Raw genomic sequence first — 13,675 nt, 5'->3', positions numbered from 1 at the left:
TGGCTCCGCCAAGCGAGCCATAATGATTTCTTATCTTATAAGAAAAAACGAGTGTGTTCACACTCGTTTTTGGTGTTACTCTTGATCTAAATTGATATTTTTAGATGGAGTGAATGTAGAAATCGCATGCTTGAATATGAGCTGTTGTTTTCCATCAGCTTCTAGTAAAACTGTAAAATTATCAAACGCTTTTACAATTCCTCTTAATTGGAATCCATTTAATAAGAATACAGTTACTTGTACATGATCCTTACGCAATTGATTTAGAAATTGATCCTGTATGTTCACAGTTTGTGCCATGATTCTTCCTCCTCTTTTCTATCTAAATGTTTACTTCTCCTTTTCTTTGATCATTCCTGCTAAATCATCCAAAATTTTTTGGAAGTTTTCAGAATAATGTTCAGGAGAGATGGTATACCATTGTACGTCCATTTTATTTTTGAACCATGTCATTTGTCTCTTCGCAAATCTCCTGGAATTTCTTTTCAGTCGGTCAATTGCCTCCTCTTTCGTCCACTCCCCCTTAAAATACGGAATAAATTCTTTATAACCTATCCCTTTCATTGATTGAAGATCAGCAAATCCAAGCTTATAGAAAGAAAACACCTCATCTATAAGTCCATCTTCCACCATTTGATCCACACGGTTATTGATTCTATCATATAAAATTGTTCTATCCATCTCAAGTCCAATAAGGATAGAATGCTCAAATATATGAGATTGAGACTCCTTATTATTCCACTCACTTTTTGTTTTCCCGGTTAATTCAAATATTTCTAAAGCACGAATAATACGTCGTTTATTTTGTATTGGAATTTTTTTTGCTTCCTTTGGATCAATATTTTTGAGTCTTTCATATAAATGCTCAATACCAAGTTGATTTGCCTCATTTTCCAAATTCAAACGCACATTAGAATCCGATTGCTTCTCTTCAAATTGATAGTCATCAAGTAAAGCTTGAATATAAAGTCCTGTCCCACCAGCAACAATAGGGCGATTCCCACGGATTAGAATTTGATGAGCCGCTTCTTTCACTTGCTCTGTAAAATCAGCAACCGAATAAGACTCATCTGGATTTCTTATGTCTATTAAATGATGGGAAACTCCTTCCATTTCTTTTGGGGAAATTTTAGCAGTTCCAATATCCATACCTTTATATACCTGCATGGAATCCCCACTAATCACTTCTCCCTGAAACGCTTTTGCGACTTCAATACTTAGCTTTGTTTTCCCCACAGCCGTAGGACCTACAATAATAATTGGTGAAATCACAAATTTCTTCCTCTCTACATGACACGTTTAAAAAGTTTTTCAAGCTCATATGTCGAATAATGAATAATAATAGGTCTTCCATGAGGACAGGTAAAAGGGTCTGTAGTTTGACTTAAATCATCAAGTAAACGCTCCATATCTGAATGGGTTAAATGATGATTAGCTTTTATAGATCTTTTACATGACATTAATATCGCAGTATCTTCACGCAATTTATGAATATTTGTACTTTCCGTCTCTAACACTTGCTCTATAATATCCTGAATAACTGTTTCCTCTTCTCCTTTTGGAAACCAAGTTGGGTGAGATCGAACCATAAAGCTATTACTACCAAATGGCTCTATGAATAATCCAACTTCTTCAAACAAAGATAAATGATTCGACACAAACATAGATTCTTGACTCGATAAATCAAAGGTTAATGGAACAATCAGCTCCTGCACTTCATGCTCAACCTCACCAATTTTTTCTTTATAGAATTCATATTTAACACGTTCCTGCGCAGCATGTTGGTCTATTATATACAATCCTTGGTCATTTTGAGCTAAAATATACGTTCCATGTAATTGACCAATAGGAAAAAGCTTTGGTACTCTTGTTTTTATTTCTCCTGATAATTGTTTATCATCGTGATCCGTTGAGACATCTGGGAGATTTAGATCTATTTTGTCCTGGTTTGACCTAATAGCCGGTTGGCTTTCGAATAGCCGTTCTTCTTCTAACTTTTTCTCCTTAATTAAAAATTCTACTTCCTTATCATTTGTAGGCTGATCTGATATTGGATGAGAAGGGGTATATCTAGGCGCTGAAAAGTCAAGAGATGTTTGTTTTGACATATCTTTTTTCTTTTCCTTTTTTTGAATGTTTGGAATAAGAGTTTCTCTTCTAAAGGCCTCTCTTACAGCATATTCAACCGCTTCATACAAATCTTTTTCCTTACTAAACCGCACCTCCCATTTAGCAGGATGAACATTGACATCTACTAAAATAGGGTCCATTTCAATATGAAGGATAGCCAATGGATAGCGACCTATCGGTAATAAAGTGTGATACCCTTCTATTATGGCGCGATTAAGTCCATAGTTTTTAATATATCTTCCATTTATGAATGTCGATATGTAATTTCGAGAGGCTCTTGTAATCTCTGGTTTGGCAATCCATCCCCGAATTGAGAAATCCAATGTCTCATGATGAATAGGAATCATTTTTTGTGCAGTAGAAATCCCATAAATTTTAGCCGCCACTTCAACTAACTGACCCCTTCCATTTGTTTGAAACAGCTGTCTCCCATTATGAGAGCATTCAATTCTCACATTCGGATTCGACAATGCAATTCGATTTAACAGATCGGTAATATGTCCTAATTCTGTATGAATCGTCTTCATATATTTCAACCGGGCTGGAGTGTTATAAAAAAGGTCCTGGATTATAATGGTCGTCCCTTTTCTCGCATCACTCTTCCTTTTTTCCTTAATCCTTCCACCTTCTAGATAAAGCTCAGTCCCAGCGAATTGGCCAGTGGAAGACATAATCGTTAATTTGGAAACAGCAGCAATACTCGCTAAGGCTTCTCCGCGAAAACCAAGAGTTCTTACGTGAAACAAGTCATTTTCTGACATAATTTTACTTGTGGCATGTCTGAAAAAAGCTTGCTCACAATCATCCTCTTCCATACCATCACCGTTATCCGTTACTTTTATAGAGGATAATCCCGCTTCTTCCAATTCGATTTTTAACCAGGTGCTATTGGCATCTAAACTATTTTCTACTAATTCCTTAATAACAGATGCTGGCCGTTCAACTACTTCTCCTGCTGCTATTTTATTTGCTAACTGCTCTGGCATTAAACGAATTTTTCCCACAATGGAACCTCCTCAACGTATTACTTTAACTTCTTTTGAAGCTCATATAACTTGTTTATCGCATCTAATGGTGTCATATCTAATAGATTTAGTTTTTTTAATTCTTTAACCACTGGGTGCTCCTTACCGGAATTTGACTTTTTAGTAGTCGCTTCTTCAAATAACTCTAACTGTTCCTCTCTATTGTTCGTTTCTTTTGATGTACTCCTTAAGGATGCTTTTTCCCATTGATGGAGTAATGTATGTGCCCGATCAATTAACAATTCAGGAAGCTGCGCCAGTTTGGCAACATGAATTCCATAACTTTCATCAGCTGCTCCATCAAATAGTTTGTGTAAGAATACAACTCTGCCTTCATATTCCTCTGCACGAACATGAACATTTTTTAATTTCGATAATTGTTGTTCTAGATCTGTTAGTTCATGATAATGAGTGGAAAACAAGGTTTTTGCATGAACATGCTCATGAATATATTCTATGATGGCCTGTGCCAATGCCATTCCATCATAGGTACTTGTCCCTCTACCAATTTCATCAAGTAATATTAAACTATTTTCAGTAGCATTAGTTAGTGCATTTTTTGCCTCAAGCATTTCAACCATAAATGTACTTTGCCCAGCAACTAGATCATCCGCAGCACCTATACGGGTAAAAATTTGATCGAAAATCGGTAGTTCTGCACTTTTACAAGGAACAAAGCATCCAATCTGCGCCATGATCGCAATCAACGCTACTTGTCTCATATAGGTACTCTTTCCTGACATGTTTGGGCCTGTTATTAAAAAGATATCTGTTCCATTATCCATCACTGTATCATTTCCAACAAATTCACCGGATTCTATGACTTGCTCGACTACAGGATGTCTACCTTCTGAAATATTAACTTTTCTATCATTTGTAAATGACGGACGAATGTATTGGTAACGTTCACTAGCCACTGCAAATCCTTGTAATACGTCTAGCTGACTAATTTGTTCGGCCAAAAGTTGTAATTGAGGAATATATTCCTTCACCTTTTGCCTTAATTCTAGAAATAGATCGTATTCTAACCCCATACTTTTTTCTTCTGCTTCCAAAATCAAGGATTCCTTTTCTTTCAATTCAGGGGTTATATATCTCTCTGCATTTGCAAGAGTTTGTTTCCTTTCATACCGTCCTTCTGGTAGATTAGGAATATTAGATTTAGTTACTTCGATATAATATCCAAAGACTTTGTTAAAGCCTATCTTTAGTGATTTAATCCCCGTTGCTATCCTTTCCTTTTGCTCCAGCTCAACGATCCATTTCTTTCCGTTTTTCATGGCATAACGATAATCATCTAATACTTGGTTATACCCATCCTTCATGACTCCCCCTTCTTTAATAGAAAGAGGAGGATCCTCATGAAGACTTTCATCTAATAATGCATACAAATCGGAAAGGGGATCCATAGTGTAAGATAACCGCTTCAGCTCTGTTTCAGAAAACTCCTGGAGTAAATCCATAATCATCGGAACTTGTCCCAATGATTTTTTCAATTGAAGAAGGTCTCTAGCATTAACATTTCCATAAGAAACTCTTCCTGCTAATCGCTCAAGATCATAAACATTGGACAGAGCATCACGAAGAGCTTCTCTTTGAAACATTTGTTCTAAAAATCCTTGGACTTTTTTATGTCGACTTTCGATTTCATCTAAGCTTAACAAAGGACGTTCCAACCACTTCTTTAGAAGTCTAGCACCCATGGCAGTTACTGTTTGATCTAATACCCATAGCAGACTTCCCTTTTTTCCTTGTTTACGTAACGTTTCAACGAGCTCTAAATTTCTTCTTGAATACATATCAATTTGCATATACTGTTCCTGATTAATCCAAGAAACAGGCTGAAGATGATCTAAATTCCTCTTTTGTGTTCTATGAATATATTGAAATAGGCGTGCGAACCCTTGAATATACCCCTCATTTTCTAAATTTTCAACTAGATACCTGTATTCTTCTGGTAGGTCTATTTGATCTTCGACAGATAATGTAATTCCCAGGCGCTTTTCTAAAAAAAGTTTATCCTCATCACTTAAAGTAGAGGGAATAACGACCTCTTTTACAGAAAGATTAAATAGTTCATGAATAATGCCTTCCATACCATTTTCATACTTCATCATCCAGGTCTCGCCTGTCGTTAAATCGTTATAAGAAAGCAAATAGGTTTCTTGTTCTAGTGGACTGATTGCAGCTAAAAAGTTATTTTCTCGCTCATCTAACATGGACCCTTCCATAACGGTTCCTGGTGTTATTAATTGAACCACTTCTCTTTTCACAACACCCTTAGCTTCCTTTGGGTCTTCAACCTGTTCACATATAGCCACTTTATAACCTTTACTCACTAGCTGTTTTATGTAATTTTCCGAAGCATGATACGGCACTCCACACATTGGAACTCTTTCTTGTCCTCCATCACGACTCGTTAGCGTTATCTCTAGTTCCTTTGAAGCTTTTATTGCGTCATCAAAAAACATCTCATAAAAATCACCAAGACGAAAAAATAAAAAGGCATCCTTATACTGTGCCTTGATCGTTAAATATTGTTGAATCATAGGGGTAAAATTTGACATAAACTTGCCTCCAAAATCAATTTTCACTTCATTAATTATAGCATAAAACGACAAAATTCATTAGGTTTCATTCATTAATTAGAAAACCTAGCTTAATGAAGGTTAGAAAGTTAATGCGTCTTTTTAGTAAAAAGAAAAACAAGGGGCCGGCCCTTGTTTTTCTTATTCTTCATGCTCTTTTGCTAAAAAGTCAGGATCGATACTTTCAAATTCGTCATCTGATAAATCTGAACTCCAGTCAAAATCATCGGATTCTAACCCATCTGGATTAACTTTTACAACAACTTTCGTTTCACCAATTACTTCTACAACGAATTCTCTCTCAACTTCTACTTCGATTTTGTGGCCTTCATGAGAAATATTGCATTCTAAGCAATTTGGTTGTTGAATTACATTTGCCACAACTTCTAGTTCATCGTTAATCGTATTTTTGTCTTTAACTGAAAGCTTGACTTTGTCTACGTATGGTATTTTCTCAGTAACTACCTCAGTTTTTGTGTTATCATTATATGAATACCATACGTTGGCTTCATACGTACCAGAGATCTCTACATAATTTCCTTTCTTTTTAGCTTTGTAAATGTGATTAATGATCCAGCAACCTAAAATGCTGGATGGACGATGTAATGGTGTTAGTGTATGAGTTTCTTGACTAAATTTTCGTCCCTTACCACATACGGCTTTCGTAATTATTTCACGGTATTCTTGATCAAAAAGCGACATAAATGCCGAACCTCCTCCTATTTTCTTCTTTGATATCCTATGCGTGATAACAGCCCGAAGTGCAAGCAAGTTTTATAGGTAAACTATCCCTATTATCAGTTTCATTCTATGCTTATGCCTACAGAAAAGTGCATCATTAGGAGAAGGTTATTTTTATACCGTAAAGTGACTTTCAATCAGTGGCCGTCCCTCACTGATTGTTAACACCCAAGGGTATGACCTAAAGGCCCTTGAACCAGATTATACGGGCAGCCCACCCATGAAGCAGGGAACCGATTCTAGTCGATAGGCTGCCCCTCGAAACATGAAAAGCACTTGCAAAGTAGTTCTATGTAGCTTTCCTTTGTTCGATTACTTGGGGCAAAAACTTCGAAGATTACTCGATGATGCTTTTTCGCTGGAGCTAGACAAATTTCTTGTAAAAAAGGTGATTCCTCCAATATGAGGAATCACCTTTTTTATAACTTTTTGTTTTAGTGATGAGATGAAATGGAGCTATTTCTTACTTTTGAACCTGTTTCACCAGAAAGAAGATCTCCACCAGTGTCACGAATAATTTCATTCGTTAATTCACGAGAAATTGTACTTGTGATCAATTGAAGGACATCATTAATGTGAACTTGAATATCCTTAAATTCTTGTACAACAGGAATTCCATCAAGTTCGTCCTGCAAGCGATCTATTTCTTTTTCAATCACCTTCAAAGCTTCTTCTTTCCCATAGTGTTGGAAATTTACAGCTTGTTTTTGAAGGGACTTAATTTTAGAGATGCTATCTTGAACCTTTTGATTTTCGTTGATTTTGACTTCGAGTTCCTTAAAACGTTCAATTTGCTCTGTTTTTGCTAACATTTTAGCTAACTTTTCAGCTTCTTCTATAACTTGTTTACGGGTATATACAGTCATGAAGACTTCACCTCCATCTCTTCTTCTATCATTTCTCCATTTAATGACCATGTTTTTGCTTCTATTATTTTCACTTTAACTATTTGTCCAATTGCCGATTTTGGAGCTCTAAAGTTTACAAGTTTGTTTTTCTCAGTGTATCCAGCTAGTACATCTGGGTTATTCTTACTTTCCCCTTCTACTAAAACCTCAACAATTTGGCCCTGGTATTTTTTCATTGCTGCTGCGGACTGCTCATTGACAAGTGCATTTAGACGTTGCAGACGTTCCTTCTTCACTTCCATAGGTACATTATCTTTCATTTTAGCAGCCGGAGTACCTTCTCTTGGTGAATAAATGAATGTATAAGCACTCTCGTATCCAACTTCTTTTACTAAAGAAAGTGTCTCTTCAAATTGCTCATCTGTTTCATTTGGGAACCCCACAATAATATCAGTAGTTAAAGAAACATTAGGAATAGCAGCTTTAATTTTACGGGCTAATTCTAAATAACTTTCACGAGTATACTTACGAGACATAAGCTTTAAAACTTCACTGCTACCTGATTGAACAGGAAGATGGATATGATCTAACAGGTTACCACCTTTAGCAAGTACTTCTATTAATCGATCGTCAAAATCTCTTGGATGTGAGGTTGTAAAACGTACTCTTGGAATGTTAATTTTTCGAATTTCATCCATTAAATCCCCAAGACCATATTTTTTATCAGTAAAATCTTTACCGTATGCATTTACATTTTGGCCAAGAAGAGTGATTTCCTTATAACCTTGTGCCGCTAACTGTCTTACTTCTTGTATAATATCTTGAGGCTGGCGGCTTCTCTCTTTTCCTCTGGTAAAAGGCACAATACAGTAGGTACAGAACTTGTCACAACCGTACATAATGTTAACCCATGCTTTGATCTTTCCTTCACGTTTTCTAGGGAGATTTTCAATAATATCTCCTTCTTTAGACCAAACCTCTATAACCATTTCTTTGCCAAAATAGGCTTCTTTCAAGAGCTGTGGTAAACGGTGAATGTTATGGGTTCCGAAAATCAAATCAACGAACTGGTGCTTCTGTAAGATGCGATTCACTACAGATTCTTCCTGTGACATACATCCGCATACTCCAATTATTAAATCAGGATTTTCCATTTTTAATGGTTTTAAATGCCCGATTTCTCCAAACACCTTATTTTCGGCATTTTCTCGTATGGCACAAGTATTTAAAAGAATAATATCCGCATCTTTCGTATCAGTGGTAGGCTCATAACCTAGATTTGTTAGAATACCAGCCATTACCTCTGAATCATGTTCATTCATTTGACAGCCGTAGGTGCGAATTAAAAATTTTTTTCCTTTTCCTATACCTTTAATGTCTTCTGGAACATCAAAGTCATAATAGACTTCCACATTTTCTTTTCCCCTTCTTTTAGCTTCTTTTAAAGAAGGAGGTTGATAGGTTGTTTCAAAATATTTAGCATAATCAGCTGTTGTCTTTTCTGCTAACGATTTTTTCACATCGGATTTTTTGTCCGCTGAATCCACCGCTTTTATTTGTTGACCAGCTTTTCTTTGCTGTTCATTCATATGTTATTCTCCTTTCATTTAGTAAACAAGTTCTTTTTCTAACTGTAACATTATAACAGCTTTTAAGGGAAAGAAAAACACATTCATCACTCTAATAAGAATCATACAAGATTTCACACTCACACCCCAGCTTTAAAATTTATTGAATACTTGGGATTTTGATTTTGTCCATTTTCCCATTTTAATAAACGTTGCAATTTTATCCCGTATGAACGGGCAGCCAACCATGAAGAAAGCTTCAGCAACAAGGATGAAAAATTTAATGTTTTATTTTCATGGCAGTAATCCCCCCGCCTCAAGTCTTAAGTAAAGCGAAAAGAGTAGGTAGGGGATAAGCTGCCCGTCAATGTCCAATTGGTTCAAGGGTCTTTAGGTCATACCCTCGCTAACCATCTGCGGGGGACGTCCACTGATTAAAGTTTGTTTAACTTTGTTTTTCACAGAAAAAAAGCAACCCATATAGAGGGTCGCTTTTTGATTACATAAACTCTGAAACTAGTTTTTCAAATTGTTCTTTGTCGATTCCAAGGTCAGAATCCTTTAATGGATCCTTACTGTATCCTTCAACAAGCTCTTGATAGGATTGTTGTTCTGTATTTTGATAGATAAGACCTGTTACTAAACCATCATGTTTCATAACAGTATTCATAGCTTGAGAACGATCATAAGGGTCATATCCTTCAATATCAGAAAGCTTTGTTAGATTTTCTTTAAACCAATCATAAGTGTTGATTTTATTGTATGTTACACAAGGACTAAATACGTTAATTAATGAGAATCCTTTATGTTGGATTCCTTGTTCAATAAGAGATGTCAAATCCTTCAAATCACTTGAGAAGCTTTGTGCAACAAATGTTGCACCTGCAGATAAAGCGAGCTCCATAACTGATAGGGATGACTCAATGGATCCCTTTGGTGTACTCTTTGTTTTAAAGCCTTTTTGACTTCTAGGGGATGTTTGCCCTTTAGTCAAACCATAGATTTGATTATCCATAACGATATAAGTAATATCTATATTTCTACGGATAGCATGAACTGTATGTCCCATACCAATAGCAAAACCATCGCCATCTCCACCAGAAGCAATGACAGTTAAGTCTTTGTTGGCCATCTTCACACCTTGCGCTATAGGTAAGGAACGACCATGGATTCCATGGAATCCGTAAGAATTAATATATCCTGAAATACGTCCGGAACACCCAATTCCAGATACAACGGCAAGGTCCTCTGATTCTAGACCTACATTAGCAGCTGCACGCTGAATCGCTGCTTGTACAGAGAAGTCACCACATCCAGGACACCAATTTGGTTTTACTTGGTTTCTAAAATCTTTAAATGTCGCCATTTATAACAACTCCTTGCATTCGTTGTAAATCTCACTTGGAAGGAATGGTGTCCCATCATAGCGAAGTACACTTTCAATTTTATCTCTTGATCCAATATTCATTTTGATGATATTGGCTAGCTGTCCTGTAGCGTTATGCTCAACTACAATTACTTTCTTTGCCGTTTTAACTAATGGACTTAATTGTTCAACTGGGAACGGATGAATCAAACGAACTTGAGCATGATTAACTTTAATGCCTTCCTCTTCTAATCTAGCCATAGTTTCTTCAATGCTTCCTCTTGTTGAATTAAATCCAACTAAAAGAGCATCTGCCTCTTCATGAGGAGCATTAACATAAACAGGAGTAGGAAAACGTTCTGGTAAACTATTAAGCTTGCGAAGACGCTTATCCATTTGCGCTTTACGGTTAGATGCTACCTCTGATGGTTTTCCTGTTTCATCATGTTCCACACCTGTCACATGGTATACACCATTTTTGGTTCCAGGTAAAACACGAGGTGACACTCCATCTTCAGTTAGTTCAAATCGTTTGAAGTACTCTCCCTTTTCAAGCTCTGGCAGCTCAGAATTTTCAAGCTTTCCTCTACGAACCTCAATCTTATCATAATCTAAAGGTTCTACGGTCTGTTTACCCAAAGACAGTTGCAAATCTGTTAATAAAATAACCGGACACTGATATTCTTCTGCTATGTTTAATGCCTCAATGGCATCATAAAATGCTTCTTGAACAGTACTTGGCGCCATAACAACTTTAGGAATTTCACCATGTGTACCATAAATCATGGCCATTAGATCGGACTGTTCTTGTTTGGTAGGTAAACCGGTACTCGGTCCACCACGTTGTGTATCTACAATTACAAGCGGTGTTTCTGTTATTCCAGATAAACCGATTGATTCCATCATTAAAGATAAACCTGGTCCCGCAGAAGAAGTAATCGTACGAACTCCAGCATAATTTGCTCCAATAGACATTGTTGCTGCAGCAATTTCATCTTCTGTTTGGATAACTGTTCCACCAAACTCTGGTAATTTTTTAATTAAATATTCCATAATTTCAGAAGCAGGAGTAATTGGATAAGCCGCCATAAATCGGCATCCACCTGCCAAGAAACCTAAAGCAATCGCATCATTTCCGATCATGAATAAACGCTTTTTACCATCTGCTGGTTCTAATTTTAGTTTTGGAACTTCTCCATCGGAGTGGTCTTTTACGAATTCTGCACCTTTTTGGATAGCTTCCATATTCTTGTCAACAACTTGCTGTCCTTTGCGTAAGAAGATCTCACTGACAACTTCACGGTATGCTTCCACTTCTAAATCAAGTACAGCACTAGTAGCTCCCACTGCCACCATATTTTTCATGAGTGACGTTCCTAACTCAGTTGCTATTTCTGTAAATGGTACCGCATACAATGTTACGTTTGTCCCCTCAGGAATCGTTGGATTAAATTTAGCATCCGCTAAGACAATTCCTTTATCCTGAAGCTCATGGAAGTTCACATCAATGGTCTCTTGATCAAAGGCTACTAATATATCCAGATCATCTGAAATAGCACGAACTTTTGTCGTAGAAACCCGAATTTTGTTATTGGTGTGTCCTCCCTTAATACGTGATGAAAAGTGACGGTATCCATATAAATAATACCCAAGACGATTTAAAGCTATTGAGAAGATTTCCCCTGTACTTTCAATCCCTTCACCTTGCTGACCGCCAACTTTCCAAGAAAGCTGCTTAATCATCGTTTACACCCCTTCGAATCGACACGTGATCCTATTTTCTATCAATATAATATTTATTGTTTTTCTATCTATTGGAAAAATAGAATATTTCTCCTTAAAAACTATAAAACTATATTGAAAGCTGAATTACGCTTTTAATGATAGACCTATAGCATAAAAATTTCAAGCACAAGTATTTAAATGATGACAAAAATGCGGATAAACTATTTTCCTGCTCTTGAAAGTGCTTGTAAAAAGTTATTTTGAATAAATCCTTTGACCAGGTTCTCGGAATATAATTGAAGTAATTCGTTGATAAATTGATCATAACCTAGAGGCGTTTCCAGTCCTTTTATATAGCCCGAAGTCCCGTCAAAGTCAGATCCAAATCCAACAAATTCTTCCCCACCTAACGAACAAATATGTTCAAGATTCCGAAGAACATCTTGCTTGGTTGCTTGATGACTCATATCCCTTGTTAAAAATTCTGGAACAAAGGTAACTCCTATCCACCCCTTTTTCTGAATAAGAGCTTTAATCTGGTCATCATCTAAATTACGGCGATGAGGAGAAATAGACTTTGCATTTGAATGGCTAGCAATTGGAAAGTCTGCAAATTTCATAGTGTCCCAAAACCCTTGAATGGACACATGAGAAACATCAACAAATCCATGATAGTCATTAATCACCTGAATGACTTCTTCTCCGAATTTAGTAAGTCCTCCTCCACGAGGTTCTCCAATGCCATCAGCAACTAGATTCGGTTGATTCCAAGTAAGCCCAACATAAATGATTCCTAGGTCTAATAATTTCTTAAGCAATCCAATATCATTTCCAATGGGATGGCATCCTTCTAATGCAAGAAAGGCTCCCTTTTCCTTTGGTTGCAACTCCTGTATTTCTTTACCATTTCTCACCCATTTTATATTGGGAGAGGTAGTAAGAACCTTATTTCTAAAAATTTCAATCATCTCTTCTACTACCCTAAATTGATCCTTTGATGAAACATCATCTGGAACAAATAAAGCGAATCCTTGTGTTTGTAAGCTGCTGTTTCCCCACTTTTTCCAATCAATCCTTAGTTGATCACTTTCTGAAAAAGAAATACTAGAATTATCCCAAAGCTTCCAAAGAACATCACAATGCGTATCGATCCACATAACTAACTCCTCCAACCTATGGAATATGTATATTCCCTAATAGTCTATACTTTTCAGATCATTAGAAAAACTTGACTTATCGTTAAAGGGATTCTTGAAAGCGTATTTAGCTTTCTTAGAAGTCCTTATACTCTTGAGTGGAAGTTTTAATGGCATAAGCCTTATTCCATCATAAGTGAAACTTATAAATTATGATAGTAAAAAATAAACCTGTTTGCAAAGGCAAACAGGTGAAATGCGTTTATCTAGGTTCAACAATCAATTTGATTGCTGTACGCTCTTCATTGTCAATCATGATATCTGTAAAAGCGGGAATACAAATGAGGTCAACTCCACTAGGTGCTACAAACCCTCTTGCAATCGCTACGGCTTTCACTGATTGGTTCAGTGCACCAGCTCCAATAGCCTGGATTTCAGCAGTCCCACGTTCTCTCAATACATTAGCCAATGCACCTGCGACAGAGTTCGGATTGGATTTAGATGATACTTTTAATATTTCCATGAGTAGTTCCTCCTTCTTGGACTAA

The 13,675-nt window shown here is 36.5% G+C and carries 11 protein-coding genes; all 11 read right to left on the bottom strand.

The annotated features are described in order from the left end of the window. Positions 1-75: 75 nt before the first annotated feature. Positions 76-300, bottom strand: coding sequence for an RNA chaperone Hfq (hfq, locus tag RZN25_01005; GenBank protein ID MEQ6375412.1), 225 nt, complete (start codon positions 298-300; stop codon positions 76-78). Positions 301-330: 30 nt separating this feature from the next. Beyond that, positions 331-1,272: a tRNA (adenosine(37)-N6)-dimethylallyltransferase MiaA gene (gene miaA, locus RZN25_01000; GenBank protein MEQ6375411.1), complete on the bottom strand. Its 942-nt coding sequence runs from the start codon at positions 1,270-1,272 to the stop codon at positions 331-333. A 14-nt stretch (positions 1,273-1,286) separates the two neighbouring features. Then, positions 1,287-3,134 (bottom strand): DNA mismatch repair endonuclease MutL, encoded by a 1,848-nt coding sequence (mutL, locus tag RZN25_00995; GenBank protein ID MEQ6375410.1) that lies wholly within the window; start codon positions 3,132-3,134, stop codon positions 1,287-1,289. A 20-nt stretch (positions 3,135-3,154) separates the two neighbouring features. Continuing rightward, a complete protein-coding gene (gene mutS / locus RZN25_00990; protein MEQ6375409.1) occupies positions 3,155-5,722 on the bottom strand; it encodes a DNA mismatch repair protein MutS in 2,568 nt (855 codons plus the stop codon). Between the two features lie 162 nt (positions 5,723-5,884). Continuing rightward, positions 5,885-6,445 carry an outer spore coat protein CotE gene (gene cotE / locus RZN25_00985; GenBank protein MEQ6375408.1) on the bottom strand — a complete coding sequence of 187 codons (561 nt, stop codon included), beginning with the start codon at positions 6,443-6,445 and terminating at the stop codon, positions 5,885-5,887. A 473-nt stretch (positions 6,446-6,918) separates the two neighbouring features. Continuing rightward, positions 6,919-7,350 carry a YlbF family regulator gene (locus RZN25_00980; protein MEQ6375407.1) on the bottom strand — a complete coding sequence of 144 codons (432 nt, stop codon included), beginning with the start codon at positions 7,348-7,350 and terminating at the stop codon, positions 6,919-6,921. Next, the gene (miaB, locus tag RZN25_00975; GenBank protein MEQ6375406.1) at positions 7,347-8,921 is read right to left on the bottom strand and encodes a tRNA (N6-isopentenyl adenosine(37)-C2)-methylthiotransferase MiaB; all 1,575 of its coding nucleotides are present in this window, start codon (positions 8,919-8,921) and stop codon (positions 7,347-7,349) included. Before miaB ends, RZN25_00980 begins: the two co-directional genes overlap by 4 nt. 478 nt (positions 8,922-9,399) lie before the next feature. Continuing rightward, the gene (locus tag RZN25_00970; GenBank protein ID MEQ6375405.1) at positions 9,400-10,266 is read right to left on the bottom strand and encodes a 2-oxoacid:ferredoxin oxidoreductase subunit beta; all 867 of its coding nucleotides are present in this window, start codon (positions 10,264-10,266) and stop codon (positions 9,400-9,402) included. Beyond that, complete coding sequence (locus RZN25_00965) at positions 10,267-12,009, bottom strand: 2-oxoacid:acceptor oxidoreductase subunit alpha (GenBank protein MEQ6375404.1); 1,743 nt, start codon at positions 12,007-12,009, stop codon at positions 10,267-10,269. A gap of 203 nt (positions 12,010-12,212) precedes the next feature. Next, on the bottom strand, positions 12,213-13,148 hold the full coding sequence (locus RZN25_00960) for a membrane dipeptidase (protein ID MEQ6375403.1): 936 nt from the start codon (positions 13,146-13,148) through the stop codon (positions 12,213-12,215). A gap of 241 nt (positions 13,149-13,389) precedes the next feature. Then, positions 13,390-13,650 carry a stage V sporulation protein S gene (locus tag RZN25_00955; GenBank protein MEQ6375402.1) on the bottom strand — a complete coding sequence of 87 codons (261 nt, stop codon included), beginning with the start codon at positions 13,648-13,650 and terminating at the stop codon, positions 13,390-13,392. Positions 13,651-13,675: the final 25 nt, after the last annotated feature.

The sequence above is a fragment of the Bacillaceae bacterium S4-13-56 genome, assembly GCA_040191315.1.
Classification (GTDB): Bacteria; Bacillota; Bacilli; order Bacillales; family JAWJLM01; genus JAWJLM01.
The sequence above is the reverse complement of the archived record's forward strand: the minus strand, read 5'-3'. Positions and strand labels throughout refer to the sequence as shown.